Here is a 26,396-nt window from a genome sequence, read left to right as displayed (position 1 = left end):
AAACCGTTTCTCCCGAAAATTGTCGTGAACCTAACCTAGCTGCCAAATCTTGCCAACGCATCGCGGAACACGCCCGCGTCGACATTGCCGCCGGTTGCAACGGCGATCACCGCGTCGCCTTCGATCTGATCGCCATGAAACAAGGCGGCGGCCAGGGCCACGGCACCGCCGGGTTCAACCACGATCTTGAGCCGCGAAAAGGCAAGTGCCGAGGCGTGCAATGCCTTGTCATCCGTCACGACAAGGCCGGGTCCGCAAAGCCGTTTTAGGATCGGAAAGGTGATCTGCCCCGGCTCGGGCGTCAGGATGGCATCGCAGAGTGATCCTGACATGCTGTTGTTGCGCTCGATCCCGCCACTGGCCAGTGACCGTGTGACGTCGTCAAACCCTTCGGGCTCAACCGGGCGGGGCCGCAGGTCGGGGGCTCTGGCTTCCAGCGCCAGCGCGATACCCGAGGTCAACCCGCCGCCGCCGCAACACACCAGTACATCAGCCTGCGTTACGCCTTGTTCGGCGGCCTGTTCCGCGATCTCAAGGCCGGTGGTTCCCTGACCCGCGATCACCTGCGGTTCGTCAAATGGCTTAATCAGCGTCAGATTACGCTCGTTGGAGAGCCGGTCGCCGATGGCGTCGCGGTCTTCGCTTGCGCGGTCATACAGAACGACCTCGGCCCCCAGGGCGCGCGTATTGTCGATCTTAACCCGGGGCGCATCTGCGGGCATGATGATTACGGCAGGTACGCCATGAATTTTTGCGGCGAGGGCCACGCCCTGTGCATGGTTGCCACTAGAGAATGCAATAACACCGCGCGCACGGGTTTCCGGTGGTAGTGCTGATACAGCAGACCAACCGCCGCGAAATTTGAAACTGCCGGTGTGTTGCAGGCATTCCGGTTTCACCAGCACCCGTCGGCCCGCGATCTCGTCCAGAAACGGCGATGATAGCAGCGGTGTGCGCCGTGCGTGGCCGTGCAGCCGCTCGGCTGCGGCTTCGATCATTTCTAGATTGCTCATTGGGCGTCTTTCAGGATGCGATTGATCAGGTCTAGGCTTTCCGGTTCATTCAAGAGCGGCACATGGCCCCGGTTCGGAACCGTTGTCGCAATCAAGCCGGGATGCCGGGCCTGCATTTCAGCGAGCGTCTCAGGCGAAAGGATATCGGAATTGGCCCCCCGCAATACACCGACGGGCAGGGGCCGCAACGCATCGAACAAGGGCCAGAGGTCGGGCGGTGGGCCAGCTTCTGCCTGAGCCAGCAGCGCGTCCCGCAGGTGCAGATCATAGCGCAGGGTCAGCCCGGTCGGCGTCTCCTCGTACTGCGCCGCCGCGAGGGCGAGCCAGATGTCGGTTGTCAGATCAGGAAACTGCGGGCCCAATGCCGCCGCCATCGCCTCGGCCGCTTCCTTTAGCGACCGATGGGAGGGGGCGCGGCCAACATACTGCATGATCCGCTCAATGCCGCCCGGAGCGATGACCGGCCCGACATCGTTCAGGATCACACCCGCCAACCTGTCCGGGTGCATGGCTGCCAGGGCCATTGCAATCAAACCGCCGCGTGACGTGCCCAGAATCGTGACCTTTTCCAGCTCTAGATGGTCGAGCAGGGCAGTGACATCCTGCGCCTCTTGCGGGACAGAGTAGGTGTTGAAATCGCTCGCATAATCCGATTTCCCCCGCCCACGATAGTCCATCGCAACCATCCGGCAGGAGGCCATATGGGGTTTGAGAAAACCAAAGTCGCGGGTGTTGCGTGTCAGGCCCGGCAGGCACAACAGCGGTTGCCCTGTTCCGGTATCTTCAAAGTACAGGCGCAGCCCGTCAGCGGTCGTGAAATGCGTCATTGTTCATGCACCAGATCGGGTATGGGCGTGAGGTCGGTCAGAATATGGGCCGGCGTCCAGGGCAGCCGGTCCACCGGTTCGGCGGCGCGGTTCACCCAAGCGGTGTGAAATCCGTAGCCTGTTGCACAGCCCGCGTCCCAGCCATTTGACGAGACGAACAACACCTCGGATTTGCTGCAGTTGAACCGGTCCTCGACCAGCTTGTAGACCGATGCGGCGGGCTTGAAAATGCCAACAGATTCCACGGACAGCACATCATCCAATACGTCTCCGATCCCTGCCGATTGCACCGCACCATCCAGCATCGCAGGCGACCCGTTGGACAGGATCGCGGTTTGCAATCCGGCCTCTTTCAGCGCGCGCAGCATCGCGGGCACTTCGGGATAGGCCTGAAGCTCCCAATAAAGATCGAGCAGGCGCTGTCGCAGCGCCGGATCGCCATCCAGCCCCGAGGCTTCCAGCGCCCAGTCCAGACCGTTCTGCGTAACCTCCCAGAAATCGGAGTGGGCACCGGCCACGGCGCGCAGCCATGTGTATTGTAACTGCTTCAGCCGCCAGTGGTTGGCGACCTCTGCCCAACGTTCGGCCAGCTTGGGAAATTGATCCTCTTGCGCAGCGGTTCGCGCGGCGGCTGAGACGTCAAACAATGTGCCATAGGCATCAAAGACGCAGGTTGTGATGGTCATGGCGCGCTCCGTTTTGCGCGCAACGTTGCACAGTTGGGTACAGGTGGAAAGGGTGGCCACGGATGATTTTGAACCGGAATTCGGGTAGGGTGTCGTCATCTCAAATCTTGAAAGGGGAGGATCATGTCCGAATTCCGCGGTGCTATTTGGTGGAACGAGTTGATGACGCATGACATTGACCATGCGCAGGCCTGGTATCGCCGAGTCTGCGGGTGGCGGTTTCAGACCACTCCTGCTGCGGATGGCGGCGACTATCACGTGGCCTATCTCGGGGCGCAGCCGGTGGCGGGCATGCTGGATATGTCCGGGATGGAACGCCACGCCGAAACGCGTTCGCAATGGGTCGCATATGTGGCCGTGGACGATCTGGAAACCGCGTTGCATCAGACAGAAACTGGCGGTGGCCAGATCGCTCGCGAACCATTTGAAGTGCCGCATGTCGGGCGCATCGCAATCGTGCATGACAACGTCGGGGCGCTGCTGGGATTGATCGTTCCCGAAACCGCAGGTTGAGACGCGCGTGGAGATCGAAACGTCCGCCTATCAGGCCTTCAAACTCTGGCTGGCCAGCAATATTCCGTTGGATCGCAACACGTACCATTACCTCATCGGGGCGGGGTTGCTGGGGATCGCGCTGTTCAATGTGCGCAAGCATCCGAGAACGCGGCCGTTCGCATTGGCCGTGGTCATCGCGGGTGTTTTGGGGTTCGCGATGGAACTTGCGGACCTGCGCGATGATATGGCGTCACTGGGGCACTGGCGATGGGGGGCGAGCCTGCTGGATCTGGGTCGCACAATCGCCCTGCCGCTCGCCGGGTTTATCGTGGTGCGGTGGGTGCTGAAATGGCCTGCAAGGGCGCCGGAGCGGCCGGTGCAGAGATGATTTAGCCCCGTCACTTTACATCAGCCACGTCTCTTGTAGGGTCGCCCGCCGAAAGCACCCGCGCAGATACGCGGCCTTTGACACTCATTCCCTCAAACAGATTGGATCCCTATGACCCAGGTTAAAACCGGCGACACCGTACGTATTCATTACACAGGAACCCTGCTTGACGGCAGCACATTTGACAGCTCTGAAGGGCGCGAGCCATTGGAATTCGAAGTTGGATCGGGTCAGATTATCCCCGGTCTGGATTCGGCCATTCCGGGCATGGCGCAGGGCGACAAGAAGACCGTGAATGTCCCCTGTGTCGATGCCTATGGCCCGGTTCAACCCGGCATGAGGCAGTCTGTCGCCCGCGAGAACATTCCCGAAGAGATCCCGCTCGAAGTTGGTCTGCAGTTGCAGATGCAATCCCCTGAGGGGCAGGTTTTGCCGGTGACGGTGGTTCAGATCGGAGAGGCGGAAGTCGAGTTGGACGCTAACCATCCGCTTGCCGGGCAGGACCTGACATTCGATATCGAACTGGTCTCTATTGCCGACTGAATTGCAGCAGATTGCGGGGCTGACGGTTTGGCAAGCCAAGACCGGTGTTTTCGGTTAGGTTTGCCGAAAACCGCCGGTCGCCCGGCGCGCCATTTGGGAGGCAGAGCAGATGCTTGCAGACAGCTACGGAAATCCGATTTCAACGTCGTCACAATCAGCGCGCGATCATTATGATCGTGGGCTGAGGCTGTTTCTGGGTGGTGAATACGGCGCATTGCAGGCGTTTCAGGCGGCTGTAACCGAGGACCCGGATTTCGCACTCGGCCATGCGGCCTGTGCCCGCGCGGCGATGATGTCGGCACAGATGGCCGAGGCCAAGGCCGCGATTCAACGGGCGCAGGATTCGGCTCACGCTGTTGAGACGCGGGAACGGCAGCATATCGATTGTATCGGATTGCTGCTGTCCGGGCAGGCGCAAAAGGCCCGCACGGCCGTTTTGGCGCATGTGCAGACCTACCCGCGCGATGTGCTTGCCGCGCAGCTATGCGCCAATGTATTCGGCCTGATCGGGTTTTCGGGCGAGGTGGGTCGAGAGGCAGAGTTGCTGGCCTACACGTCATCGCTGTTGCCGCATTATGGCGAGGACTGGTGGATGATGTCGATGCATGCGTTGTCGCTGTGCGAGACAGGGCAGGTCGATGCATCCCGGACCCTGATGGAGAAGTCGCTGGCGCTGAACCCGCGCAACGCAAACGCCGCGCATTTCAAGGCGCACGCCCAATACGAGGCAGGAGAGACCGCAGCAGGCCGCGCCTATCTGACCGGTTGGCTGGCCGATTATGACGATCGCGCCGTATTACATGGCCACCTGCAATGGCATGTGGCGCTCTGGGCGCTGCATCAGGGGGATGCGGATGCGATGTGGCAGGCGGTTGATGCCGGTATCGCTCCGGGCGCGGCCAAGGGTCTACCGATCAACATTCTGACAGACACCGCCGCGATCCTCTATCGGGCGGAACTGGCGGGACTGTCTGTCGAACCTGATCGCTGGCGGAGCCTGAGCGATTATGCCGCGCAGATGTTCCCGAACACGGGTCAGAGCTTTGCCGATCTGCACGCGGCGCTTAGCCACGCGATGGCCGGGCAAGGGGATCGGCTGGCACATATTGCAGACACGGCGACCGGGTTTGCCGGTGATCTGGTAAAGCCGCTGGCGCGTGCCTGGGGATCGATTGCGCGGGAAAACTGGGCGGAGGCGTTGAATGAACTGATCGTCGTGCTGCCCACGACCGAACGTGTCGGCGGCAGCCGTGCGCAGCGCGATCTGTTGGAACTGACCTATGCCAATGTGCTGATGAAACTGGGGCAGACCGACGAGGCACGGCGCAGCCTTGCCCTGCGCCGCCCGGTTCTCGCGGATGCGCCGCCCTTGGCCGGCTTGGTCTGACGATCAGAGAAAATCAGGCTGCGGCATACCTAAAACGTGAAAACCGCCATCAACGCGGATGATTTCGCCGGTGGTGCAGGCCCCGGCGTCCGAGGCCAGATAGACTGCCGTGCCGCCAACGGCATCAAGCGTTGCATTGCTGCGAAGGGGGGCGTTTTGGTCGGTGTGCTTGTAGGTCTTGCGCGCGCCGCCGATAGCCGCCCCGGCCAGCGTTTTCATCGGGCCGGGTGAGATCGCGTTAACACGGATGCCCTCGGGACCGAGATCATTCGCCAGATACCGGGTCGCGGATTCCAGCGCGGCCTTGGCTACACCCATCACGTTGTAATTGGGTACAACCCGATTGCTGCCCTGATAGGTCAGGGTCATCAGTGTACCACCGTTTTCGATCATCATCGGATGCGCCCGTCGGGCGATATCGATTAAGGAATAGGCGCTGATATCGAGCGAGTTCTTGAAATTCGCACGGCTGGTATTGAGGAACCGGCCCGTCAATTCAGATTTGTCGGAAAACGCGATGGCGTGGACGACAAAGTCGATCGTCGTCCAGCGCGCTGCCAGTTGCTCGAACGCCGCGTCCAGCGAGGCGTCGTCGGTGACGTCAACATCTACCATAAAGTCAGAACCAACCGTCGCCGCCAAGGGCTCCAGCCGTTTGCCAAACGCCTCGCCCTGATAGGTGAATGCCAACTCGGCCCCGGCCTTATGCATGGCTCGCGCAATGCCCCATGCGATCGACCGGTCATTGGCAACCCCCATCACAAGGCCGCGTTTTCCTTTCAAGACATCTGACATGATCCGGTCCTTACTCTTTGAATTTCGACAGGATCATCGAACCGTTGGTGCCGCCAAAGCCAAAGCTGTTGGTCATGACACTGTCCAGTCCCGCGTCCGTTACGGTTTCCAGCGCGATTTCGGATGGATCCAGTGCGGGATCCAGCGTTTCGACATTGATCGAGGGGGCGATAAAGTCGTTATCCAGCATCAACAGGCTAAAGATCGCCTCCAGCGCGCCAGCGGCGCCCTGCGCATGGCCCGTCATCGACTTGGTCGAGCTGATCGGCGGGGTCGAGCCTTGCCCGAACACCCGGCGTACGGCTTCGACTTCGCCGACATCGCCGACCGGGGTGCTGGTGCCGTGGGCGTTGATATAGCCGACCTTTCGCCCTTCGGGCAGGGTCGACAGCGCAAGACGCATGGCGCGCTCGCCGCCTTCACCAGAGGGCGCGACCATATCATGCCCGTCGCTGGTCGCTGCATAGCCGGTGACCTCGGCATAAATTTTTGCGCCGCGTGCCTTGGCGTGTTCCAACTCTTCCAGCACAAGAATGCCGCCGCCACCGGAAATCACGAAACCGTCCCGGTCAGCATCAAACGCACGCGAGGCTGTCTGCGGAGCATCGTTGTATTTGGATGACATCGCGCCCATCGCGTCGAACAGGCAGGACAGCGTCCAGTCCAGTTCCTCGCCGCCACCGGCGAACATCACGTCCTGCTTGCCCATCATGATCTGTTCCGCCGCATTGCCGATACAATGCAGCGAGGTTGAACAGGCCGAGGTGATCGAATAGTTGATGCCCTTGATCTTGAACGCGGTCGCCAGATTGGCCGAAATCGTCGAAGACATGCATTTGGGTACGGCAAAGGGGCCGATCCGCTTGGTCGCGCCGTTCTTGAGAACAGTCTGGTGCGCGGTCAGCATGGCGCTGGTTGATGGCCCGCCGCTACCGGCAACGAGGCCGGTGCGTGGGTTGACGATATCGTCCTCTGCCAACCCGGAATCCGCGATTGCCTCGCTCATCGCGATATGGGCATAGGCAGCACCTGGTCCCATGAACCGCAGGGTCCGCTTGTCGACATGCTCTCTGGGGTCGATCTTCAGCGTACCGGCGACCTGACTGCGAAAGCCATGTTCAGCCATTTCCGGGCTCGCCTCGATCCCGGAGGTTCCGGCCCGAAGTGCGGCAAGAACTTCGGCTGCATTGTTTCCGATGGACGAGACAATGCCCAGCCCAGTGACTACGACGCGGCGCATCGGCGGTCTCCTATGTGGTGGCCCTTGAGGGGCGCGATCAGGTCTCGGCGGTTGCCAGACCCACCTTCATGTCCTTAACGGAATAAATCTCTTCGCCGTCGGCGACAACCCGTCCATCGGCCACACCCAGTTTGAGCTTGCGGTCGATGATGCGAGTCATGTCGACGTAATAGGTCAGCATCTTGCGATCCGGGCGGACCATCCCCTTGAGCTTGACCTCGCCCACACCCATGGCCATGCCACTGCCCAGCATGCCGCGCCAGCCGAGGTTGAAGCCTGTCAGCTGCCATAGCCCGTCCAGTCCAAGACAGCCGGGCATGATCGGGTTGCCGGGAAAATGGCATTTGAAGAACCAGAGTTCCGGTGTGATGTCAAACTCGGCGACCACGTGACCCTTGCCACGACTGCCGCCATCATCACTGACTTCGGTAATCCGGTCCATCATCATCATTGGAGGTTCCGGCAGTTGCGCATTGCCGGGGCCAAAAAGCTCGCCACGCGCGCATTTCAGTAATCCGTCCTTGTCAAAGCTGCTGGGATATTGGGCCATGCTGCTGCCTTTCCTCACAAATTCTGTGTCCCGTCTAACATCGCGTTTGCACCTCCTGCAAGGGGACTGCCTGGGTGTGAAACCTGTGACATCGCCGCACTTGCGAATGAATTTCAATTGAATTTTGTGTGCCCGGGCCCTTATATAGAGATCAGGTGAAGAAGCGGGACGTAATCATGACCCCAACTGCGATTGGAAATGCGGCCGGATGGCTGGGCGAGGCGGGATTGCGCCCGACCCGTCAGCGACTGGCGCTGGCCGAGTTGCTTGTCGGTGATGGCAAGCATCGCCATGTGACGGCAGAAAGCCTGTTTGAAGCGGCGCAGTCTACCGGCGCCGCCGTGTCGTTGGCAACGGTTTACAACACGCTCCGGGCGTTTTGCGAGGTCGGGTTGCTTCAGGAAGTGACCGTCGATGGCTCCAAGAGCTACTTTGACACCAATACGCACGACCACCCGCATTTTTATTGGGAAGATGAGGGACGTCTAAGTGATGCGCCTTCAGACCAGTTGGTGATCGCGCAGGTGCCGGATGCGCCCAAAGGTGCCGAGATTGCTTCGGTGGATGTCGTGATCCGCCTGCGCAAGACGCGCTGACAGCTTCATAATTCAGGTTTGTGCGGCGGGCCTTCTGAGTTGCCCGCCACGACGGCGTTGCGTCAACCGGCAATCATTTCCGATTGCCGTACAATGACTTCGGCCTGTTTGATCGAGGCGATATCAACAAGCCGACCCTTGTAGACCGTAGCCCCTTCGCCATTGGCCTTGGCCTGTTCCATCGCCGCAAGAATCTCGCGTGCCTCGGCGACGGCTTCGTCAGATGGAGTAAAGACTTCGTTCGCCAGCGCGATCTGCTTGGGATGAATGGCCCATTTTCCGACCATTCCCAGTGTTGCCGAGCGGCGCGCTTGCGCGCGGAAACCGTCATCATCCGAAAAATCGCCAAAGGGACCATCAACCGGCAGAATGCCGTGCGTCCGGCAGGCGGCAACAATCGCCGTATGCGCCCAGTGCCACGGGTCCGACCAGTGCTTCTGGCCATCGTGAATCATATAGTAGTTTTCCTGCGTACCGCCGATGCCGGTGGTCTGCATGCCCATCGACGCTGCGAAGTCGGCAGCACCAAGGCTCATCGCGACGAGGCGGGGCGACGCGGCGGCGATTTCCTCGACATGGGCGATACCGGCGGCGCTTTCGATGATCACCTCGAAATCGATCTTCTTGCTGCGGCCTTTGGCGGCTTCGATCGCGGTGACCAGCGCGTCAACGGCGTATAGATCGCCGGCGCAACCGACCTTGGGGATCATGATTTGGTCCAAACGTTCGCCTGCCTGTTCCAGCAGGTCGACCACGTCGCGGTACCACCACGGTGTGTCCAGCCCGTTGATGCGCACCGACAAGGTCTTGGTGCCCCAATCCACGTCCGAAATCGCAGCAATGACGTTGGCGCGCGCCTGTTCCTTGTCGGTGGGGGCGACTGAGTCTTCGAGATCGAGGTTGATCACATCTGCCGCGCTGCTGGCCATTTTCTCGAACAATGCGGTGCGAGAGCCGGGGCCGAACAACTGGCAACGGTTCGGTCGGGCCGGGGCAGCGGGTTGCAAACGAAAGCTCATGATCGGGCCTCTTGGATAAGGAAGTTGCGATTTTTCTGCTTCCGGAGGTATTAAATTACGCTGCGGCCCGCAAGAGATATTGTGCAGATGCAGAAAGACAGAAGAATCGCCCTGTCTTGCCGCCGTCTGAACAGTTTGTAGACGACGAAGAAACGTGATGTGATTGCAACAAGCCTGGTGATTAGTTGTGCATAATTTGGAATTGTTCGAAGAAACTACTGAAATTTTCACCTGCTGAGGAAATATCCGCATGCAATCCCGGCAGCGATCGTGAATCCTGCCGGAAACAGTGATTCACGCAATAGGATGCATACCATGATCGAAACCCCATACCTGCTTTTTCTCGGAGATGCTCCTGACCAACTGGCCGCCAAAGTGGCGCAGGGTATCAAGGACTGGCGCCCGGAAAACGCCGTGGGTCAAATCCGCCTTGAGGGATGTCAGGCGGATGTAGGCCTGACCGATATGACGTTGGAAGAAGCACGCGAAGCCGGCGCAAAAACGCTGGTGATCGGTGTCGCGAACCGGGGCGGTGTGATCAGCCCGGCCTGGAAAGAGGTGCTGATCGCGGCGCTGGAGATGGGATATGATCTGGCGTCGGGCCTGCATAATTTGCTGCGTGACGAAGGTGATCTGGTGGCAGCATCGCAAACCTTTGGCGGTACATTACATGATGTTCGTGTACCTTCGGTCGGCTATCCGATTGCCAATGGTGTAAAGCGGTCCGGCAAGCGTGTGCTGGCGGTAGGAACCGACTGTTCCGTGGGCAAGATGTATACGGCATTGGCGCTGGACGATGCGATGCGGCGTAAGGGCATGAAAAGCACCTTTCGTGCTACTGGACAGACCGGCATTCTGATCACCGGGCATGGCGTGCCGCTGGACGCAGTGATCGCGGATTTCATGGCAGGGTCCATCGAATATCTGACGCCAGACAATGACGAAGATCACTGGGACATCATCGAAGGGCAAGGCAGCCTGTTTCATGTTTCCTATTCCGGCGTGACCATGGCGCTGATCCACGGCGGACAACCCGATGCGCTGATCCTGAGCCACGAGCCAAGCCGCCCGCATATGCGTGGCCTGCCGGGGTATGCATTGCCGACACTCGAAGCGTTGCGCGACACGGTTCTGCCGCTCGCGCGCGTGGCGAACCCCGCATGTCAGGTCGTCGGGATCTCGGTCAACACGCAGAAAATGAGCGAAGACGAGGCGCTGAGCTATCTGGCCGAGGTTGAGGCGCGGATGGGTCTGCCCGCTGTTGATCCGTTCCGGCAAGGTGCAGATCGGCTGGTCGAAGCGCTTTCAGCCCTGTAGGCAGGATTGCGTGGCCGCCGGTGAAGCCTCCGGCGGGAGTATTTTTGCAAAGATGAAGGAGCGGGCGCGTGCAAATTGAAGTGAGGCGCGATGTTTTCCGTCTGGCGCAGGTGTTCACGATCAGCCGGGGCTCGCGCTCTGAGGCGCGGGTGCTAACCTGTGCGATAACTGATGGCGAGGCGACGGGGCGCGGAGAATGCGTGCCCTATGCGCGCTATGACGAGACGCTGGACAGTGTGCAGGCACAGATCGAAGGGCTGCCAGCCGATATTGATCGCGAAGGGTTGTACGATCTGTTGCCGGCGGGCGCTGCGCGGAATGCCGTAGATTGCGCGCTGTGGGATCTTGAGGCGAAGCAGTCGGGCAAGCGTGTTTGGGAATTGGCCGGGTTGGCCGCGCCGGGGCCTGAAATCACCGCCTATACGCTCTCGTTAGATACGCCTGAAGCCATGCGGGCGCAGGCGGCACAACATGCGCATCGTCCATTGCTCAAGATCAAGCTGGGCACAGCGGATGACATGCCGCGGCTGGAAGCGGTGCGCGCGGGGGCGCCGAACGCGCAGATTATCGTGGATGCGAACGAAGGCTGGTCGGCCGAGGTTTATGCCGATCTGGCCCCGCATCTTGTGAGGTTGGGTGTCGCGTTGGTGGAACAACCATTGCCTGCGGGACAGGACGAGGCGCTGTTGGGAATGGAGCGGCCGGTGCCGGTTTGTGCCGATGAAAGCTGTCATGATCGGAAAAGTCTGGAGGCGCTCAGGGGCAAATATGATGTGGTGAACATCAAGCTCGACAAGACCGGCGGCCTGACAGAAGCGCTGCGCCTGCGCGAAGAGGCGCTGGTGGCGGGATACGAGGTCATGGTCGGCTGCATGGTTGGATCGTCACTGGCGATGGCACCGGCGGTACTGGTTGCGCAGGGCGCGATGATCACGGACCTTGACGGCCCGCTTCTGTTGGCCGAAGACAGGCAGGAACCTTTGATTTATGATGGCGCCGGGGTGCATCCGCCACGCGCCGAGCTGTGGGGATAGACATGCGCACCGTATATGTAAACGGCGAATACCTGCCTGAAAACGAAGCAAAAATTTCGATCTTTGATCGCGGTTTCCTGATGGCGGATGGCGTTTACGAAGTGACCAGTGTGCTGGATGGCAAATTGATCGATTTTGCAGGTCATGCCACGCGGCTGGAACGCTCGCTGGGAGAGCTGGAAATGGCCAATCCTGTGAGTCAGGACGAGCTTCTGACAATTCACCGGGAACTGGTGGAGCGGAACGGGATCGATCAGGGTATGATCTATTTGCAGATCACCCGAGGCGCCCCTGCGGACCGGGACTTTGCCTTTCCGGACCCGGACGAAACGCCGTCATCCATCGTTCTGTTCACCCAGAACAAGCCCAACCTTGCTGACAATCCGGTTGCGAAAAAGGGCATCAAGGTCATTTCAATTGAAGATGTTCGTTGGGGGCGACGGGATATCAAGACCGTGCAGCTCCTCTATCCTAGCATGGGTAAGATGATGGCCAAAAAGGCCGGTGTGGATGATGCCTGGCTGGTAGAGGACGGCTTTGTGACCGAAGGCACCAGCAATAACGCTTATATCGTCAAGGACGGCAAGATCATCACCCGCGAGTGTTCGCATGACATCCTACATGGGATCACGCGGGCTGCGGTTCTGCGGTTTGCCGCAGAGGCGCAGATGCAGGTCGAGGAACGCAATTTCACTGTGGCCGAGGCGCAAGCCGCGGATGAGGCGTTTATCACCTCGGCGAGCACCTTTGTGATGCCGGTTGTCGAGATTGACGGGAGCGAACTTGGTGACGGAACACCGGGCCCGGTCGCAGTCCGGCTGCGGGAGATCTATCTGGAGGAAAGCCGCAAGGTTGCGGTTTAATTTGCGTTGTTCTTTTGGTGATCCCTCGGGTCTGATCTGAGCACGATTTCAGTGGCAGACAGCCCTCGCATTCGCGGCTAGGTTGCCATGGAACGCAACGCGCCGGAGCCATCCCCATGATCACAACCATCCTGACAATCCTGTTCCTGATCGTTGTTGCGCTGCTGGCGCTGTCGATCTTTCGCACACGCAGGATGGCGGCCGAGGCGGCGCGGCTGGTGCCGCAGGCCGGCGAGGTCGTGCCTGTGGCGGGTGGCCGCGTACATTATGTCGATCTTGGGCCGAAGGATGCACAAACGCTGGTCATGATCCACGGGCTAAGCGGGCAGTTGCAGCACTTTACTTATGCGCTGGCCGGATTGTTGGCGCAGCAATACCGGGTGATCGTGGTTGACCGACCCGGGTGTGGATATTCTACACGAGATTCGGACGCGCTGGCCGATCCCTCTGAACAAGGGCGGATGATCGGAGAGGCGCTCGACCGACTGGGCGTTGAACGCCCGGTACTGGTCGGGCATTCGCTGGGCGGCGCGGTGTCACTTGCGATGGCAATGGACCGGCCTGATCGGGTCGGGGGCTTGGCCTTACTGTGTCCGGCGACGCAGCACGAAGATGCCGTACCTGAAGTGTTCAAAGGGTTGCTGGTGAAATCGCCATTGGTGCGACGCCTTATCGGGGCGACCATTGCCGTGCCGATGGCGGCTGCAACCAAGGATCGCGTGCTGGGGATCGTTTTTCATCCCGAACCCCCGAGCCAGGATTTCATGATCGGCGCAGGTGGGGCGTTGGGTTTGCGACCCAAAGCATTTGTTGCCGCGTCATCGGATGCGGTGGCGTTGCGGGATTCCGGCAACGCGCAAAGCGCACGCTACGAGAAAGAGTTGCGTGTTCCCGGCGGCATCCTCTTTGGCGCGGCGGACGGGATTCTGTCTCCGGCAGTGCATGGGCATACGATGCAGGTGCATGGGCTCGAATATGAAACGCTGGAGGGACGAGGGCATATGATCCCGATGACCGCCCCTGCAGACTGTGCCGATTTTATTCGCCGGATGGCCGCGAAGGCGGCCTAGCTGATTGCGATCAGGTGATTGTCCCATGCAAGATCGGAGCGGCGGACAGGTTCTAGTCGGTCATCGGTCAGTGACCATGTACCTCCCAGCCCGTCAGTCACGGTAAAGCCCGCATCGATTCTGGGGGCGATACCGCATGCGTCTGCACGGCGCTGCACGGATCGGAGATTGCCTGACCGGTCATAGATTTGGACCCGCCCCCCGCGAGGCGAGGTGATGGCGATGTGGGTGCCGGAACCATCTATGGCGATGCTGCCTGCATAGCCTTGCATGGCGATGGATTCCACAAGATCGGCGTGAGCGAGGATCACCTGCTCGCCTCGTCTGTGCAGTCCGAGAAGCGGCACCGGGTCGGCGACGTCGCCCTGCCACTGCATTGCAAAGGCCAGCGTCCCGTCTGGCGCGGCGGCAAGGTGGCGGATGGAGTTCTGGTAAAGCTCTGGCGCCAGTTCGACCTGTTCGAGCATCGCGCCGCTGGTACTGAGGTAGCTGAGATTGGGCCGCATGGTGTCGAGGTTGAGTTTCGCTCGACCATGGGCTGGATGCGTGCGGATGCCACCATTGGCGACAGCCAGAACATCGCCGTCAAGCCGCAGGATATCGTGGGGGCCGATGCCGCCCGAAGAGAATTCACCGATGCGCCGATAGCCGTCTTTACGCGACCAGAGACCAATGCGGCCTGCGCCAGTGCCGATGTCGTTCTCTGTGGTGCAAAGAATGTCGCCGTCCGCGATGAACACGCCATGGCCATAAAAGTGATGACCATCAGGAGCGCTCAGGCGGTGGATGATCTGACCCTGTTTACAATCGATGATCAGCGCAAACTGGCCCGGCCTGCGGGCAAAGGCCACCGCTTCGGGGGCGTGGGGATGGGCGGCGGCGGCATGGCCTCGTCCGGGCAATGGAATTCGAAAGACCGGCGTTGCGGTGCGTGAAAGGCCAAAGAGGGCAAAGGAGCCATCAGGTTCACGGGCTGCGGCGAGATAGGCGGGGGCCCCTGCGTCGGCCCAGCCGAGCTTTGGCAGGGCGCTGGCCGCGAGCGCTGTGGTCAGAAAGCGGCGGCGGTTCTGCATCGCCTAATCTCCGTCGGCGGAATTGAAACCGGCGCTGACCCCAAGGGAAGCACCGATTTCCTGTTCAGCGGCATCGCGGATTGCGCGTACCCGTTGTTGCAAGGCCTCGACACGAATGCGGCCCTGTACGGTGGACACATCGGCAAAGATCGGGTCCGGGCGTTTGGCCGCTTCCATCGCTTCGGTAAATGCCGCGTCGGTCAGCGGCGTCGGGTCGTCTGACAGTGCGTTCGCGAATTCCTGCAGCGCCGCAAGAGAAAGTGTCACGTTTCGCAGGGAGCGGCTCGACCGGCGCGCCTCGGCCCGGTTGGGGCGGGGTCGATCAAAGGTACCCATCGGGCGGCCAAGCCGCTGATCGGCGTTGAACTCCAGCCCAGTCATCAGCGCGGTATAGAGGGTCTGTGCGGCTTCATCCGGGCTAAGATAGGTGCCGTTGTCCGGGTCGCCCGCAGTTCTTAGGAGGTTGGATTGGTCCTGTTGCCATTCCGTGTCGATAGCTGCACCCATGCGGGCGAGGTCAGTGGTCATGGCTTGGGCAAGCGCACAGGTGTAATCGTCCTCGCCATACTGTGCGAGATTGGGATCGTAGAACAGGCGTTCCAGCGCAAAGAGGCCACGCCCGGCAACCGAGACCTGCGCGAATTCCGCTGGGTCGTCGACCACAGGGTCTTGATCGGCGACGAGAGTCGCGACGGTTTTCTGCACCAGACCCCGGGTATCGGGCCAGAACGCGATGGCCAGTGCGCGGCCATTCTTCTCAATCGGACCAAAGGTCAGGTGGCTGATGCCGAGCCAGGCATCGAAGGCGGCATTCCAACGCGCGCGCAGCGCATCCGCGCGGCAATCGGCGCTGGCAGCCGTTGCCAGATCGGCAGTAGCCGTCGCAAAGGCGGCAGTGCCGGGTAGGATATGTGCATCTATCGCCTCGTCGGTTCCTGCGAGGGCAGGGGTGGCGAGCAGGGCAAAGGCAAAAGCAAGGCGCATCAGAGGCTTTCCAGATAGCGGATCAGCGCGTCGCGATCCGGTTTGGGCATATCAACAACGGTTTCACGGGCGGCCTGTGCCTCACCTCCATGCCAGAGGATCGCCTCGAGCAAGGAACGTGCGCGCCCGTCATGCAGCAAATAACTGTGGCCGCTGACCGTTTCGGTCATGCCGATGCCCCAAAGTGGCGCGGTCCGCCATTCGCGTCCGTTGGCGCGACCCTCGGGGCGGTTGTCGGCCAGTCCTTCGCCCATGTCGTGCAACAGCAGATCGGTATGAGGCCAGATCAGTTGAAAACTTTGCTCGGGTTGATCCGCCAGCCTGTGGGTCACGAATTTGGGGGTATGGCAGGCGGCGCATCCAGCGGCAAAAAACTGTTCCTTGCCGCGCAGCACCTCCGGGTCGCTTTCGTCCCGGCGGGCCGGGACCGCGAGATTGCGGGAATAGAAGGTGACGAGGTCGAGCCCTTCTGCGTCGATTTCGGTGATCCGGTCGTCACCATCCCCGTGTTGCCCGGCAAGGCAGTCAGATTGCGCCTGCGTGCAATCACCTGCTGGGGCCGCAAACAATGGGCTGGAAATGCCGATGTCGCCTGCAAAGGCGGCGGCGGATTGGTGCTTGACCGTCGGTGCGCCGGCTTTCCAGCCAAAACGACCGAGCATCGGCTGACCATATTCGTCGGACCAGACAATCTGCGCTTTGCCGGAAATACCGTCACCATTTGCATCGTCGGGGTCGGCGGAGGCAAGGATGTCGGACACCGGGATCGCTTCGAGCAATCCAAGGCCAAGCATATGCGGCGCGACACGCGGACTGAGCATGGCACCATCGGCCAGCGGGCCATAGCCAAGATCGGCAGCACGGTAGGTCGGCGCGCGCAGCGAGGCAACTTCGCCGTCCGACAGCGGCACCTCGATCTCTGCATAGGTCACGTCAAACCGGTACTCTGCCGGATGACCGGCAACGCCGAAATCCTGCATCTGCCCACCATAGATCGGATCGGGGCGGGTGCGGGGCGTTTCATCGCCGAGGTCTTGCAGATAGGTTTCGATCGCTGAAAGTTCGGCATCGGACGCGGCGGGCACCGAGATGCGCAGGAACATCGACACGGCCTCGTCCTCGGGGCCGTTGGGCGGGTGACCCCGCCCGTCCTTGAGGTGGCAGCGCTGGCAGGAGCGCGCGTTGTAAATCGGGCCGAGGCCGTCAGAGCCCAGCGTTGACGACGGCGACGACACCCAGAGTTTGCGAAACAGGCCGTTGCCGACCTTGAACTGAAGTTCACGTTCAAAACTGATATTGGCCGAGGGTTGCGAAAATGCGTTGCTGTCGTTGCGCGCCCTTACCGTGGCGGCCCCGGCTGGGCGGGCCTCGAACGGTTCAGCGGCTGAAAAATCGGTTGGCGCAGCGGTGACTTTGGCCACACGGGTAGTTTCCGCCTGAGTCCGAGGCAGGATATCAAGATGGGGTTCGGTCAGCTCTGGGCGCGGCGCAGCGGAAACCGCCGTGGAAGCCAGAGCAGCAACAAGCGCGGCGAGGGGCCACACAATTTGGCGGGTCTTGATCATCACGACTCTGTCTTGACCGGAGGCATGCGCCTCACCTGCATCAAAAAGGCATCGCGTTCCGATGCCTTTCTATTTTCGCTTAACGGTGTTGCGATCCGGGAGTCCCGGATCACCACAATCCAACTATTCTTCGGCTTCGTCCGCCGGCTTGGCGTTGAGCAACGCATAACCCTGCTGGCCCAGAGACTGATAGAGCCCCAACTGGGTTTCAAGGTAGCCGATATGGCCTTCTTCATCCCCAATCAGCTCTTCGAACAGCGCCTTGCTCACATAGTCAGACACGCTTTCGCAATGATCGCGGGCTTCGATATACAGCGTCCGTGCCTCATGTTCGGCGGCGAGATCGGCTTCGAGCGTTTCCTTGAGGTTTTCGCCAATCCGCAGCGAGTCGAGCTTTTGCAGATTGGGGTGGCCTTCGAGGAAAATGATCCGCTCGATCAGCTTGTCCGCGTGGTGCATCTCTTCGATGCTTTCCTCGCGGGACTTGTCGGCGATGCGGCCAAAACCCCAGTCTTCCTGCAGACGATAGTGCAGCCAGTATTGGCTGACCGCCGTCAGCTCGCTGCGCAGAGCCTTGTTAAGGTATTCAATTACCTTTTTGTCGCCTTTCATCGGGGATGTCCTTATGCCGGTGCGCGGCCAACCCGCGCAATTCCATTGGGACTCCGATTGTGTCACAGGACTTCATGGTGTCAAGGAACACTGGCAAACATCCCCCGCAATCCGCGCGCTTGCCGAGCGCGCGGTAAATCTTGCCAGGAGTGATGATGGTATCCGGGTCCGAAGCGCGCATCCAGTCGACAGCGCTGCGGATCTCGTGATCGGTAATCGAGTTGCAATGACAAATAATCATGTCGCTTACCCCCTAAAAATGAACTTATTTAAAAACGGCGTCAGGGTTATCCAGACTATCTGACCCTTCAAAACCAATTTTGTCAAGATTTAGGGTCGTGACGGCCCGCTCGATGGAACGGGTCTGCGCGACCAGAGCGTCCACGGCTGCCATGATGATCGCTTCGCCTTCGGTGTTGCCACGTTCCAGCATCATGTCATAGCTAAAGCCGTTCTCGGCGGCGGTGCGCAACAGGCCAAGTTCGGTCATCGTGTCGTCGAGACTTTCGCGCAACTCGGTGTCAACGGTGCTGTCGATGTCGGAAACCAGATCGGACAACGATGGGCCCGAGACAATGCCGCCATCGACGCGCTTGTATTCGCCGACATAGACATTGCGGATGCCCAGACCGTCGTAATAGTGGCTCATATGGGTGTTGTCGGAAAAGCAATCATGCTCTTCCTCGGGGTCGTTCAGCATCAGGCCAAGCTTCATCCGCTCACCGGCCTGTTCACCATAGCTGAGGCTGCCCATGCCTGTCAGGATCGCCTTGATCCCGGCGTCATGGTCTGCCGTCAGGGTGGTGCGGCCTTCGCCATCGGTGCCCCATTGCGCGGTCATCCATTCCAGATCGCTGATCAGCAGGGCGGTCGCCGCCTTGAGATAAGCTGCCCGGCGGTCGCAGTTGCCATGGGTACAGTCGTCGCCCGCAGCGTAATCGGTCCAAGGCCGGTCGCCTGCGCCCTCTTTGGTGCCGTTCAGATCCTGACCCCACAGCAGAAACTCGATGGCATGATAGCCGGTGGCGACGTTTGCCTCGACCTCGTCCGCCTCGTGCAGCGTGGATTCAAGCAGTTCGGGCGTAATGTCGGTGGCGTCAATCTCTTCGCCCGACAGGGTAAAGGTGGGGTTGGCGATGACATTCAGCCCGGCATAGGCATTTTCGTCGGTGGCGCCGCCATAGGATGGATCAACATAGTCGATCAGCCCTTCGTCCAGCGGCCAGGCATTCACCTTGCCTTCCCAATCATCGACGATGGCATTGCCAAAGCGAAAGGCTTCGGTTTGCTGATAAGGTACGCGTGCCGCAATCCACGCGGCGCGGGCGGCATCGAGTGTTTCGGCCGACGGATTGGCGATCAGGGCGTCAATCGCGCCCTGCAACGAACGGGCGGTTGCCAGGCTGTCTCCGTATGCTGCCTCGGCAATGTTGGCATAGGTGTCGAGCACTTCGGCCTTGGTCGCGGCAAAGGCAGGCAGGCTTGTCAGGGCTGTGGCAGCCAGGACTGGCAGGGTGAGACATTTCATTTGGAGTGCTCCGTTAGTGCAGATGTCGGGGTGGTTGTGTTGTCGGATCGGGTTTGTCAGTCGGCATGGTCCGCGCAATTTGCAACAGGACCGGGCCAAGGTTACTTGCCAGTTGCACAGCATGCCAAGCGGCACCGCCGGACATCAGCGTCGTGGCAAACAGCAAAGCATCGTCGCGATCCTGTGTCGCGGCAGCCGTGATCATCTGGGCAAAGGCGCTTTCATGGCCACCGAAACAGCGGCAGGTCAGCCCGTGACGCATTAGCGGGCAGCGACCACAGCGAAGCATCATCCGCAACAAGGTGTTGAAATCCTCATAGCGAAGATCGCCTTCTTCGGGGCCGAGTACCCGCCGGAAATCCGCGATCATCTGGGATTTCTCCGTGCCGCCATCGCACCACGCCCTGAGAAACAGGATGGCGATGCGCTCTACCGGCGGCAGTTCCTGCATCTGGCCGACCGGCGCTGCGCCGCGGGAGGGGACAAAATGCTGGCTCATTTGGTCAGGATCAACTTTCCGGCGCGGGTGATGCGAAGCGAGTAGACCTGACCATCCAGAACCAGCAAAGCCTGATCGCCGCCATTGGTCAGCGTGCGCACGTCGTAGCCCGGCGTTTCGGTCAGCGCGTTGATGTCGATCATCTTGGGTGTCGAGGCAGAACTGTTCATTGTGCTGCCTCCGCCCGGCGCTGAACCTGCTCGACAAGGGCGATGTCCGGGTCGACGGTTTCTGACGTGAGTTGCAGCAAATCCGGCCAGGATGCGGCGTCCAGATATTGGGTGCGTTGTCGCGTGGGGCGGTCGCCGGACGCGGGACGCAAAGGTGTCGGATATGTCATCAACATTCCTCTCATTGCACAGGGTCCGGGCTGCCTTGGTCAAAGCAAGGTGGCTGGGTTTCGAGATTATTTCTGACTAAAATGCTGGGAATTGTAAACCCGATTCTTTTGATCGGGTTAATGTGAAGGTCAAAAATGTGCTTTGTCGCGTGAAACTTGGGCATTTGATCCGGTGCCTGATCCTGTGTCGCATTCAATGACAGCTTGCAGGGGGGGATAAAGCCGACTAAAAGAATCAACATTATGTGCCGTCGGTCCCGTCGGCAATCCAGCCAAGGGTGCGTCAAACCGTTGCCCAAGCCAGACGTCTTCTGAAACCAGAAAAAATGACAGAGGTCCAAATGGCGCTGGATGGCATCCCCACTCCTGAAGAAATCCGCAGAGCGGAAACGGAGAATCCAAACACCCGTGAACGCGATCTGGCCGAGAGCCTCGGCATTTCCGAAGCGCAGCTTTTGGCCGCGCGGATCGGCAAGGGCGCAACACGTCTTGTGGCGCATCCGGATGGCATCATGGCCGCCGCTTGTGAGCTGAGCGAGGTGATGGCGCTGACCCGGAACCGGTCGGTGGTGCATGAGAAAATCGGCACCTATGCCAACTACCATTCGGGCGTGCATGCCTCGATGGTATTAAATGACGACATTGATTTGCGGATGTTTCCCAAACATTGGCAATATGCATTCGCGGTGGAGAAACCGACAGATGCCGGGTTGCGCCGCAGCCTTCAGGTCTTTGATGCGGCAGGCGACGCAGTTCACAAGATTTTCCTGCGCGAGAGATCAAACAGCGATGCCTGGGCCAATGCGGTGGATCGCCTGCGGCATGAGGAACAGTCCGAGACCTTGGCAGTGAGCGCGCGTGCGCCGGTCGAAGCGGCACGATCAAATCCTGACAAGCTGGACGTTTTGCGGCAGGAATGGGCCCGACTGACGGATACACATCAGTTTCTGACACTGACTGCTCGTTTGCGCATGAACCGGCTTGGCGCCTATCGCATTGCGGGTGCGCCGTTTGTACGTCAGCTCGAACCGGGCGCCGTGGTGGACATGTTGCAGGCCGTTCAGGCGGAAGGCATCGGAGTCATGGTGTTTGTCGGCAATCGGGGATGTATCCAGATTCATTCCGGGCCGATCCAGACGCTCAGGCCGATGGGCCCGTGGCAGAACATACTTGATTCCGGATTCAGCCTGCACCTGCGTCAGGATCACGTCGCCGAGGTCTGGGCGGTGGACAAGCCGACCAAGCGCGGCCCGGCGGTCTCGGTCGAGGCGTTTGATGCCGAAGGCGCGCTGATCTTTCAGGTATTCGGCGTCGGCAAGGAGGGCAAGGATGATCGGCCGGCCTGGCGTGATATCGTCGCCAAGTTGCCCGATCTGGCGACTGAGACCGTCTGATGCCACGATTCAAGATGACTTGTCTGTGGGCGGCGGTTGCGCTGTCCATGGTCTCCGGTTCGGCGCAGGCCGATCATGTAAACATCGTGTCCGCAGGCGGATCGATCACCGAGATCATCTATGCTCTGGGTGCGCAGGACCGATTGGTTGCGCGGGATACCACGTCGACCTTTCCGCAAGAGGCACAGGCGTTGCCCAATGTGGGCTATGTCCGTGCCCTGTCTCCCGAAGGGGTATTGGCGATGAAACCGGGGTTGATTCTGGCCGAAGAGGATGCCGGACCACCCGAAACGTTGGAGTTGTTGCGCGAAGCGAATGTGCCATTGGTTCTGATCCCGGATGTGCCAACATCCGAGGGGATCGCAACCAAGATACGTGCGGTCGGGGACGCGTTGGGCGTTGACGAGCCGGCAAACGAACTGGCGAAACAGGTCAGCGCGCAGATGAAGGTCGTCGCCGACCGCGCTGCGGAGGTTCCGGAGCACTCGCGTAAGCGGGTATTGTTCGTGCTCAGCCTGCAGGGCGGTCGTATTCTGGCGGCCGGGCATGACACCGAGGCGTCATCCGTGATCGAACTGGCGGGTGCGGTCAATGCAATGAACGGGTTCAGCGGCTACAAGCCGGTAAGCGAAGAGGCGATGATTGCCGCAGCGCCTGACATTATCCTGATGATGGACCGTCGCGGATCGGGAATGGCAGACGATGCGGCGGTCCTTTCCCTTCCGGCGCTTGCGGCGACGCCCGCCGGTCAGGAAATGGCGCTGATCCGAATGGATGGACAATACCTGCTGGGCTTTGGCCCGCGAACGGCCCAGGCCGTGACAGAACTGGCTGATCACATTTACGGCCCTGCCGGATCATGAGCGTGGCTGCGGTCGAGGCTGCTGATGCAGAGGTGGTCGTGGACCGCCGGGTCGGTGCTCGCCGCCTAAGCCTCTGGCTGATCCTGCTGCTGCTGGTGATGGCGACGGCGAGCCTCGCGATGGGGGCAGCGGGCACATCGCTGTGGTCAGCTCTGGCTGATCTGTTGCAGGGACGCGCGCTTGCGCCGATAGACAGCGCGATCCTTTGGAACATCCGGTTGCCGCGCACGGTGATGGCAATTCTGGTCGGAGCAGCGCTCGCTGTCTCGGGGGCCGTGTTGCAGGGGTTGTTTCGCAATCCGCTGGCCGATCCGGCGCTCGTCGGGGTAAGTTCCGGTGCAGCCCTTGGTGCGATCAGCGCGATTGTACTTGGGGCTTCGCTGCCCACGTCGATGGCGGCGATCGCTGGTCCGCATCTGGTGCCACTGGCAGCTTTTGCCGGAAGCTGGATCACGATCATGGTGCTTTACCGGATTTCGACAAGGGCTGGTCAAACCTCGGTTGCAACGATGCTGTTAGGCGGCATCGCGATTGGTGCGATGGCGGCAGCAGGATCGGGGCTGTTGATCTATATGGCGGATGATCAGCAATTGCGCGACTTGAACTTTTGGCAACTGGGATCGCTCGCCGGCTCCACATGGGCGCGGGTCTCTGTGGCCGCTCCGATCATACTGATCGCGCTGGCTGCCTCGCCCTTTCTGGCACGCGGACTGAATGCGCTCGCACTGGGCGAGGCTCCTGCAGCGCATCTGGGTGTCCCGGTGCAACGGTTGAAAACGCTGGCCGTGCTGGTGGTGGCCGCCGCGACCGGGGCGGCGGTGGCCGTGTCAGGCGGTATCGGTTTTGTCGGCATTGTGGTGCCGCATTTGTTGCGGTTGGGCTCTGGGCCAGATCACACGACGCTCTTGCCGAATGCCGCGTTGCTGGGTGCGAGCCTGCTGTTGGCCGCTGACATTGCGGGGCGGATCGTGATCGCGCCAGCAGAACTGCCCATCGGGATCGTGACCGCGATTATGGGGGCGCCGGTGTTCCTGTGCATCTTGATGCAGCGGCGGGGAGAGTTGGCTCTGTGACGTTTGAAGGGCGCGGCATATCAGTGACTTTGGGTCGGCATACGATCCTGTCGGATGTGGATTTCACCGCACGGGCGGGTGACGTGACAGCGATCGTTGGCCCGAATGGTTCGGGCAAAACCACATTGCTGAGGGCGCTTTGTGCCGAGGTGCCCTATACCGGACGCGTGCAGGTCAATGGCCGTGATCTGACGGCGCATCGCGGGGCGGAACTGGCCTCTATTCGGGCGGTGCTGCCGCAATCGGTGACGCTCGCCTTTCCGTTCACGGTCGCGGAGGTGGTGCATTTGGGGCAGGCCGCGCGCAGCGCACGGCCCCGTTCAGAATTGCCACGGCGGGCGCTCGCCGCCGTAGGGCTGGCCGGATATGGGGCGCGGCTTTATCAGGAATTGTCGGGAGGTGAACAACAACGGGTGCAGTTGGCCCGCGTTATGTTACAGGTGTGGGAGCCGGTGATCGACGGTGCTCCCCGGTGGCTGTTGCTGGACGAGCCGGTGGCAAGCCTCGATATCGGACATCAGTTGATGGTGATGCGGCTGACGCGCGACTATGCCGAGCGTGGGGGCGGAGTTGTTACCGTGATGCACGACCTGAACCTCACTGCGATGTTTGCCAACCACGTCGTTCTGATGCGACATGGTCGCGTTACAGCGGCGGGGCCTGTGTCCGAGATCTTCAACGATGCGACCTTGTCGGCGGCCTATGGCCCGGCCTTGCGGGTGAATAGCGCACCGCCTGATGGCAGTTTTTTTGTGCTGCCTCACAGCGCAGCCTAAGGGTGCGGCACAGAAGTATGTGGTATTGTCGTACTCGCCGGGTAGGGCGCACAACATCCGGAAATGTCTGCCCAAATGTCAGTTGGCTGTTTCGGATTTCGAGCCCCAAGCCATCATAGCCGATCGCTGCCAAATACTTGGGGCTGGATCAAAGCGTTGACGATAAGCCACCATAATGCATACATAAATGAATGCGTTATGGTGGGTATTTGGCCCTGGAAAGCCGACCTATCATGGCGCGTCTACTGGGGGGGAGGAATGCAGAATGTATGCGGTTGTCGTCACCTTCCGGATCAAGTCCGGACATATCAGTGCGTTCCTGCCAGAGATGATGCAAAACGCTGCAACCTCGCTTGCAACAGAACCCGGTTGCCATCGGTTTGATGTCTGCACTGACGAAGAGCGTTCGGAGGAGGTTTTTCTATACGAACTTTATGAGGACCGGGCTGCCTTCCAAACCCATCTGAACAGCCGCCATTTTGTGGATTTTGATACCAGAGTGCAGCCGATGGTCGCCGCCAAGGAAGTACGGACCTATGATCAGGTTCCGACATGAGCGACTGGGAAGTCTATTGCATCAAATACGCCGACCGGAATGCACGGACGCGCACCGACAGTTTCTTATTTGACGACAATCACGATGCGCCGCATCCGATGGATTATTTCATGTGGTTGCTGCGGCGTGATAACGAGGTCATCCTCGTGGACACCGGCTATGATGACACCGAGGCGCAGGCGCGCGCTCGACCCATACGGCTTGATCCCTGTGAGGCGCTCAGACCGTTCGGTGTTGCGCCTCAGGATATTACACGGATCATCGTCACGCATTTGCACTATGACCATGCGGGCGGATTACACCTGTTTCCGAATGCAACGCTGCACCTTCAGACGGCCGAGATGGCCTATGCGACCGGGCCTTGTATGTGTCACGAAACACTGAAGATGCCGTATACAGCCGGGCATGTCTGCGAGGCGATCATGCGGCTGTATGCGGGTAAGGTCGTGTTTCATGAAGGCGCGGCCGAGATTGCCGAAGGGGTTAGCGTGCATTGCCTTGGTGGGCACAGCCGTGGGCTACAATGCGTGCGGGTCCGAACCCAGGCCGGATGGCTGGTCTTGGCCTCGGACGCGTCTCATTTTTATGAGAATGTGTTTGCCCGCAAACCGTTTCCAATTGTCGTCGACCTGCAGAACATGCTGGACGGTTTTGACACCTTGCGTCGTCTGGCCTCGGCGCCCCAGTTGATCATTCCCGGCCACGACCCCTTGGTGCGAACATATTTTCCTCCAGCCATGGCATCACATATCCATCGGCTGGATGTCGGCCCTTGCAAGACCGTAGAAATGTAGCGCCACGCGGCGCTCGCGGCACCACGTGGCAGTCGTTTTCGTTATCAGGTTGCTGAGGTCAGCAGCAGCTGAACGGATAGGTGCGGCCTGTATCCTGATATGAGGTGATAGCCACGCCCTGCAGCTCGACCGGCGGCGCGGGGGGAATGCACAGCGTCAGCTTCATATGCGGCAGGCTAGCCCAGGGGTCGCGCTCTGCATCAGCTGAATTCGTTGCCTGAGACAAATCAAACGTGGCATCCGCCGGAGCATCTTCGATCGTCAGGTCAAGATCATCCATCAGGTGATAGCCGAATTTTTCGTTTATGGCCTTGCGCGGGTCCGCTTTGAGTTGGGCATGGAATTCGGCGTCTTCCCAGGCAAGGGCAATTGCGCGGGGCCAGATCACCTGCCAATGCATCGTCGATTCCAATGCTCCGGGTTTTGCATCGTGCCCAAGGGCGTTGTCTGAATCTTTCAGAAACCAAGTCATGTAATGTCACCTTCCCAGTTGTTGATCCTAAGGGTCATGTCGTG

General features: G+C 60.2%; 32 protein-coding genes. 15 read left to right on the top strand and 17 right to left on the bottom strand.

Annotated features, from left to right (window positions below):
- Positions 1-35 precede the first annotated feature (35 nt).
- Genes ABJO75_RS04550 through ABJO75_RS04540 form a run of 3 tightly spaced genes read right to left on the bottom strand, consistent with a single transcriptional unit; the run spans position 36 to position 2,526 of the window.
- A complete protein-coding gene (locus tag ABJO75_RS04550) occupies positions 36-1,013 on the bottom strand; it encodes a threonine/serine dehydratase (RefSeq protein ID WP_348131679.1) in 978 nt (325 codons plus the stop codon).
- The gene (locus ABJO75_RS04545) at positions 1,010-1,840 is read right to left on the bottom strand and encodes an alpha/beta hydrolase (RefSeq protein ID WP_348131676.1); all 831 of its coding nucleotides are present in this window, start codon (positions 1,838-1,840) and stop codon (positions 1,010-1,012) included. The genes ABJO75_RS04550 and ABJO75_RS04545 overlap by 4 nt, the downstream gene beginning before the upstream one ends.
- Positions 1,837-2,526 (bottom strand): haloacid dehalogenase type II, encoded by a 690-nt coding sequence (locus ABJO75_RS04540; RefSeq protein WP_348131674.1) that lies wholly within the window; start codon positions 2,524-2,526, stop codon positions 1,837-1,839. Before ABJO75_RS04540 ends, ABJO75_RS04545 begins: the two co-directional genes overlap by 4 nt.
- Positions 2,527-2,649: 123 nt before the next feature.
- Here ABJO75_RS04540 and ABJO75_RS04535 point away from each other — a divergent pair, with 123 nt between their 5' ends.
- From ABJO75_RS04535 to ABJO75_RS04520, 4 genes are all read left to right on the top strand, one after another.
- Positions 2,650-3,039, top strand: a complete 390-nt coding sequence (locus ABJO75_RS04535) for a VOC family protein (protein ID WP_348131671.1) — start codon at positions 2,650-2,652, stop codon at positions 3,037-3,039.
- Positions 3,040-3,046: 7 nt separating this feature from the next.
- Positions 3,047-3,409 carry a hypothetical protein gene (locus ABJO75_RS04530; RefSeq protein ID WP_348131668.1) on the top strand — a complete coding sequence of 121 codons (363 nt, stop codon included), beginning with the start codon at positions 3,047-3,049 and terminating at the stop codon, positions 3,407-3,409.
- Positions 3,410-3,520: 111 nt separating this feature from the next.
- Positions 3,521-3,952 (top strand): peptidylprolyl isomerase, encoded by a 432-nt coding sequence (locus ABJO75_RS04525; RefSeq protein WP_348131666.1) that lies wholly within the window; start codon positions 3,521-3,523, stop codon positions 3,950-3,952.
- A 109-nt stretch (positions 3,953-4,061) separates the two neighbouring features.
- The gene (locus ABJO75_RS04520; RefSeq protein ID WP_348131663.1) at positions 4,062-5,339 is read left to right on the top strand and encodes a tetratricopeptide repeat protein; all 1,278 of its coding nucleotides are present in this window, start codon (positions 4,062-4,064) and stop codon (positions 5,337-5,339) included.
- Positions 5,340-5,342: 3 nt separating this feature from the next.
- On the opposite strand, the gene ABJO75_RS04515 is transcribed toward ABJO75_RS04520, so the two are convergent.
- From ABJO75_RS04515 to fabA, 3 genes are read right to left on the bottom strand one after another with little or no spacing between them, the layout of a single operon-like run.
- Positions 5,343-6,134, bottom strand: a complete 792-nt coding sequence (locus ABJO75_RS04515) for an enoyl-ACP reductase (protein ID WP_348131661.1) — start codon at positions 6,132-6,134, stop codon at positions 5,343-5,345.
- Positions 6,135-6,144: 10 nt separating this feature from the next.
- Positions 6,145-7,374: a beta-ketoacyl-ACP synthase I gene (fabB, locus tag ABJO75_RS04510; RefSeq protein ID WP_348131658.1), complete on the bottom strand. Its 1,230-nt coding sequence runs from the start codon at positions 7,372-7,374 to the stop codon at positions 6,145-6,147.
- 37 nt (positions 7,375-7,411) lie between these two features.
- Positions 7,412-7,924, bottom strand: coding sequence for a bifunctional 3-hydroxydecanoyl-ACP dehydratase/trans-2-decenoyl-ACP isomerase (fabA, locus tag ABJO75_RS04505; protein ID WP_348131655.1), 513 nt, complete (start codon positions 7,922-7,924; stop codon positions 7,412-7,414).
- Between the two features lie 176 nt (positions 7,925-8,100).
- Between fabA and irrA the strand changes: the two genes are divergently transcribed.
- The gene (gene irrA, locus ABJO75_RS04500; protein ID WP_348131652.1) at positions 8,101-8,520 is read left to right on the top strand and encodes an iron response transcriptional regulator IrrA; all 420 of its coding nucleotides are present in this window, start codon (positions 8,101-8,103) and stop codon (positions 8,518-8,520) included.
- Positions 8,521-8,582: 62 nt separating this feature from the next.
- Here the strand turns inward: irrA and ABJO75_RS04495 are convergent, their stop codons facing one another.
- Positions 8,583-9,539, bottom strand: coding sequence for an L-malyl-CoA/beta-methylmalyl-CoA lyase (locus ABJO75_RS04495; RefSeq protein ID WP_348131649.1), 957 nt, complete (start codon positions 9,537-9,539; stop codon positions 8,583-8,585).
- 315 nt (positions 9,540-9,854) lie between these two features.
- On the opposite strand from ABJO75_RS04495, the gene dgcN reads away from it, so the two are divergent.
- The 4 genes from dgcN to ABJO75_RS04475 all read left to right on the top strand — a co-directional run bounded on the left by dgcN (position 9,855) and on the right by ABJO75_RS04475 (position 13,823).
- Positions 9,855-10,856: an N-acetyltransferase DgcN gene (gene dgcN / locus ABJO75_RS04490; protein WP_348131647.1), complete on the top strand. Its 1,002-nt coding sequence runs from the start codon at positions 9,855-9,857 to the stop codon at positions 10,854-10,856.
- A gap of 68 nt (positions 10,857-10,924) precedes the next feature.
- The gene (gene dgcA / locus ABJO75_RS04485; protein ID WP_348131644.1) at positions 10,925-11,890 is read left to right on the top strand and encodes an N-acetyl-D-Glu racemase DgcA; all 966 of its coding nucleotides are present in this window, start codon (positions 10,925-10,927) and stop codon (positions 11,888-11,890) included.
- A 2-nt stretch (positions 11,891-11,892) separates the two neighbouring features.
- The gene (locus tag ABJO75_RS04480) at positions 11,893-12,753 is read left to right on the top strand and encodes a D-amino-acid transaminase (protein WP_348131641.1); all 861 of its coding nucleotides are present in this window, start codon (positions 11,893-11,895) and stop codon (positions 12,751-12,753) included.
- A gap of 116 nt (positions 12,754-12,869) precedes the next feature.
- Positions 12,870-13,823, top strand: coding sequence for an alpha/beta fold hydrolase (locus ABJO75_RS04475; protein WP_348131638.1), 954 nt, complete (start codon positions 12,870-12,872; stop codon positions 13,821-13,823).
- On the opposite strand, the gene ABJO75_RS04470 is transcribed toward ABJO75_RS04475, so the two are convergent.
- From ABJO75_RS04470 to ABJO75_RS04430, 9 genes are all read right to left on the bottom strand, one after another.
- Positions 13,820-14,896 (bottom strand): DUF1513 domain-containing protein, encoded by a 1,077-nt coding sequence (locus tag ABJO75_RS04470; protein WP_348131636.1) that lies wholly within the window; start codon positions 14,894-14,896, stop codon positions 13,820-13,822. The genes ABJO75_RS04475 and ABJO75_RS04470 overlap by 4 nt on opposite strands.
- A gap of 3 nt (positions 14,897-14,899) precedes the next feature.
- Positions 14,900-15,880, bottom strand: coding sequence for an imelysin family protein (locus tag ABJO75_RS04465; RefSeq protein ID WP_348131634.1), 981 nt, complete (start codon positions 15,878-15,880; stop codon positions 14,900-14,902).
- Positions 15,880-17,445: a di-heme oxidoredictase family protein gene (locus ABJO75_RS04460; protein WP_348131631.1), complete on the bottom strand. Its 1,566-nt coding sequence runs from the start codon at positions 17,443-17,445 to the stop codon at positions 15,880-15,882. The genes ABJO75_RS04465 and ABJO75_RS04460 overlap by 1 nt, the downstream gene beginning before the upstream one ends.
- 123 nt (positions 17,446-17,568) lie before the next feature.
- On the bottom strand, positions 17,569-18,057 hold the full coding sequence (gene bfr, locus ABJO75_RS04455; protein ID WP_348131628.1) for a bacterioferritin: 489 nt from the start codon (positions 18,055-18,057) through the stop codon (positions 17,569-17,571).
- Complete coding sequence (locus tag ABJO75_RS04450; protein WP_348131626.1) at positions 18,032-18,298, bottom strand: (2Fe-2S)-binding protein; 267 nt, start codon at positions 18,296-18,298, stop codon at positions 18,032-18,034. Before ABJO75_RS04450 ends, bfr begins: the two co-directional genes overlap by 26 nt.
- Positions 18,299-18,322: 24 nt before the next feature.
- Positions 18,323-19,585 (bottom strand): imelysin family protein, encoded by a 1,263-nt coding sequence (locus tag ABJO75_RS04445; RefSeq protein ID WP_348131623.1) that lies wholly within the window; start codon positions 19,583-19,585, stop codon positions 18,323-18,325.
- A 13-nt stretch (positions 19,586-19,598) separates the two neighbouring features.
- Positions 19,599-20,084 carry a hypothetical protein gene (locus ABJO75_RS04440; RefSeq protein ID WP_348131620.1) on the bottom strand — a complete coding sequence of 162 codons (486 nt, stop codon included), beginning with the start codon at positions 20,082-20,084 and terminating at the stop codon, positions 19,599-19,601.
- Positions 20,081-20,227: a hemin uptake protein HemP gene (locus ABJO75_RS04435; RefSeq protein WP_348131924.1), complete on the bottom strand. Its 147-nt coding sequence runs from the start codon at positions 20,225-20,227 to the stop codon at positions 20,081-20,083. Before ABJO75_RS04435 ends, ABJO75_RS04440 begins: the two co-directional genes overlap by 4 nt.
- 23 nt (positions 20,228-20,250) lie before the next feature.
- On the bottom strand, positions 20,251-20,424 hold the full coding sequence (locus ABJO75_RS04430) for a hypothetical protein (protein ID WP_348131617.1): 174 nt from the start codon (positions 20,422-20,424) through the stop codon (positions 20,251-20,253).
- 326 nt (positions 20,425-20,750) lie between these two features.
- Here ABJO75_RS04430 and ABJO75_RS04425 point away from each other — a divergent pair, with 326 nt between their 5' ends.
- The 6 genes from ABJO75_RS04425 (at position 20,751) to ABJO75_RS04400 (ending at position 25,880) form a co-directional block, all read left to right on the top strand.
- Complete coding sequence (locus ABJO75_RS04425) at positions 20,751-21,818, top strand: ChuX/HutX family heme-like substrate-binding protein (RefSeq protein WP_348131615.1); 1,068 nt, start codon at positions 20,751-20,753, stop codon at positions 21,816-21,818.
- Positions 21,818-22,681, top strand: coding sequence for an ABC transporter substrate-binding protein (locus tag ABJO75_RS04420; protein ID WP_348131612.1), 864 nt, complete (start codon positions 21,818-21,820; stop codon positions 22,679-22,681). The genes ABJO75_RS04425 and ABJO75_RS04420 overlap by 1 nt, the downstream gene beginning before the upstream one ends.
- Positions 22,678-23,754: an iron ABC transporter permease gene (locus ABJO75_RS04415; protein ID WP_348131609.1), complete on the top strand. Its 1,077-nt coding sequence runs from the start codon at positions 22,678-22,680 to the stop codon at positions 23,752-23,754. The genes ABJO75_RS04420 and ABJO75_RS04415 overlap by 4 nt, the downstream gene beginning before the upstream one ends.
- Entirely contained in the window at positions 23,751-24,530 is a 780-nt protein-coding gene (locus tag ABJO75_RS04410) for a heme ABC transporter ATP-binding protein (protein ID WP_348131606.1), read from the top strand. Before ABJO75_RS04415 ends, ABJO75_RS04410 begins: the two co-directional genes overlap by 4 nt.
- 265 nt (positions 24,531-24,795) lie before the next feature.
- Positions 24,796-25,086: a putative quinol monooxygenase gene (locus ABJO75_RS04405; protein WP_348131605.1), complete on the top strand. Its 291-nt coding sequence runs from the start codon at positions 24,796-24,798 to the stop codon at positions 25,084-25,086.
- A complete protein-coding gene (locus ABJO75_RS04400) occupies positions 25,083-25,880 on the top strand; it encodes an N-acyl homoserine lactonase family protein (protein ID WP_348131602.1) in 798 nt (265 codons plus the stop codon). The genes ABJO75_RS04405 and ABJO75_RS04400 overlap by 4 nt, the downstream gene beginning before the upstream one ends.
- 58 nt (positions 25,881-25,938) lie before the next feature.
- Here the strand turns inward: ABJO75_RS04400 and ABJO75_RS04395 are convergent, their stop codons facing one another.
- Positions 25,939-26,352 carry a BMA_0021/BMA_0022 family TOMM bacteriocin gene (locus ABJO75_RS04395; RefSeq protein WP_348131599.1) on the bottom strand — a complete coding sequence of 138 codons (414 nt, stop codon included), beginning with the start codon at positions 26,350-26,352 and terminating at the stop codon, positions 25,939-25,941.
- Positions 26,353-26,396 lie beyond the last annotated feature (44 nt).

The organism is Sedimentitalea sp., from assembly GCF_039973035.1.
GTDB lineage: Bacteria > Pseudomonadota > Alphaproteobacteria > Rhodobacterales > Rhodobacteraceae > Sedimentitalea.
This window is presented reverse-complemented; position numbering and strand designations above follow the sequence as displayed.

What these genes read in the sequence shown, in the direction of transcription:
- dgcN (WP_348131647.1), top strand. Translation starts at nt 9,855, where the DNA reads ATGATCGAAACCCCATACCTGCTTTTTCTCGGAGATGCTCCTGACCAA.
- ABJO75_RS04440 (WP_348131620.1), bottom strand. Translation starts at nt 20,084, where the DNA reads ATGAGCCAGCATTTTGTCCCCTCCCGCGGCGCAGCGCCGGTCGGCCAG.
- ABJO75_RS04475 (WP_348131638.1), top strand. Translation starts at nt 12,870, where the DNA reads ATGATCACAACCATCCTGACAATCCTGTTCCTGATCGTTGTTGCGCTG.
- fabB (WP_348131658.1), bottom strand. Translation starts at nt 7,374, where the DNA reads ATGCGCCGCGTCGTAGTCACTGGGCTGGGCATTGTCTCGTCCATCGGA.
- ABJO75_RS04405 (WP_348131605.1), top strand. Translation starts at nt 24,796, where the DNA reads ATGTATGCGGTTGTCGTCACCTTCCGGATCAAGTCCGGACATATCAGT.
- bfr (WP_348131628.1), bottom strand. Translation starts at nt 18,057, where the DNA reads ATGAAAGGCGACAAAAAGGTAATTGAATACCTTAACAAGGCTCTGCGC.
- ABJO75_RS04470 (WP_348131636.1), bottom strand. Translation starts at nt 14,896, where the DNA reads ATGCAGAACCGCCGCCGCTTTCTGACCACAGCGCTCGCGGCCAGCGCC.
- ABJO75_RS04425 (WP_348131615.1), top strand. Translation starts at nt 20,751, where the DNA reads ATGACAGAGGTCCAAATGGCGCTGGATGGCATCCCCACTCCTGAAGAA.
- ABJO75_RS04430 (WP_348131617.1), bottom strand. Translation starts at nt 20,424, where the DNA reads ATGACATATCCGACACCTTTGCGTCCCGCGTCCGGCGACCGCCCCACG.
- ABJO75_RS04460 (WP_348131631.1), bottom strand. Translation starts at nt 17,445, where the DNA reads ATGATCAAGACCCGCCAAATTGTGTGGCCCCTCGCCGCGCTTGTTGCT.
- ABJO75_RS04550 (WP_348131679.1), bottom strand. Translation starts at nt 1,013, where the DNA reads ATGAGCAATCTAGAAATGATCGAAGCCGCAGCCGAGCGGCTGCACGGC.
- ABJO75_RS04450 (WP_348131626.1), bottom strand. Translation starts at nt 18,298, where the DNA reads ATGATTATTTGTCATTGCAACTCGATTACCGATCACGAGATCCGCAGC.
- ABJO75_RS04515 (WP_348131661.1), bottom strand. Translation starts at nt 6,134, where the DNA reads ATGTCAGATGTCTTGAAAGGAAAACGCGGCCTTGTGATGGGGGTTGCC.
- ABJO75_RS04520 (WP_348131663.1), top strand. Translation starts at nt 4,062, where the DNA reads ATGCTTGCAGACAGCTACGGAAATCCGATTTCAACGTCGTCACAATCA.
- ABJO75_RS04525 (WP_348131666.1), top strand. Translation starts at nt 3,521, where the DNA reads ATGACCCAGGTTAAAACCGGCGACACCGTACGTATTCATTACACAGGA.
- ABJO75_RS04495 (WP_348131649.1), bottom strand. Translation starts at nt 9,539, where the DNA reads ATGAGCTTTCGTTTGCAACCCGCTGCCCCGGCCCGACCGAACCGTTGC.
- ABJO75_RS04415 (WP_348131609.1), top strand. Translation starts at nt 22,678, where the DNA reads ATGAGCGTGGCTGCGGTCGAGGCTGCTGATGCAGAGGTGGTCGTGGAC.
- ABJO75_RS04420 (WP_348131612.1), top strand. Translation starts at nt 21,818, where the DNA reads ATGCCACGATTCAAGATGACTTGTCTGTGGGCGGCGGTTGCGCTGTCC.
- ABJO75_RS04400 (WP_348131602.1), top strand. Translation starts at nt 25,083, where the DNA reads ATGAGCGACTGGGAAGTCTATTGCATCAAATACGCCGACCGGAATGCA.
- fabA (WP_348131655.1), bottom strand. Translation starts at nt 7,924, where the DNA reads ATGGCCCAATATCCCAGCAGCTTTGACAAGGACGGATTACTGAAATGC.
- ABJO75_RS04480 (WP_348131641.1), top strand. Translation starts at nt 11,893, where the DNA reads ATGCGCACCGTATATGTAAACGGCGAATACCTGCCTGAAAACGAAGCA.
- ABJO75_RS04540 (WP_348131674.1), bottom strand. Translation starts at nt 2,526, where the DNA reads ATGACCATCACAACCTGCGTCTTTGATGCCTATGGCACATTGTTTGAC.
- ABJO75_RS04435 (WP_348131924.1), bottom strand. Translation starts at nt 20,227, where the DNA reads ATGATCGACATCAACGCGCTGACCGAAACGCCGGGCTACGACGTGCGC.
- irrA (WP_348131652.1), top strand. Translation starts at nt 8,101, where the DNA reads ATGACCCCAACTGCGATTGGAAATGCGGCCGGATGGCTGGGCGAGGCG.
- ABJO75_RS04445 (WP_348131623.1), bottom strand. Translation starts at nt 19,585, where the DNA reads ATGAAATGTCTCACCCTGCCAGTCCTGGCTGCCACAGCCCTGACAAGC.
- ABJO75_RS04395 (WP_348131599.1), bottom strand. Translation starts at nt 26,352, where the DNA reads ATGACTTGGTTTCTGAAAGATTCAGACAACGCCCTTGGGCACGATGCA.
- ABJO75_RS04465 (WP_348131634.1), bottom strand. Translation starts at nt 15,880, where the DNA reads ATGCGCCTTGCTTTTGCCTTTGCCCTGCTCGCCACCCCTGCCCTCGCA.
- ABJO75_RS04545 (WP_348131676.1), bottom strand. Translation starts at nt 1,840, where the DNA reads ATGACGCATTTCACGACCGCTGACGGGCTGCGCCTGTACTTTGAAGAT.
- ABJO75_RS04535 (WP_348131671.1), top strand. Translation starts at nt 2,650, where the DNA reads ATGTCCGAATTCCGCGGTGCTATTTGGTGGAACGAGTTGATGACGCAT.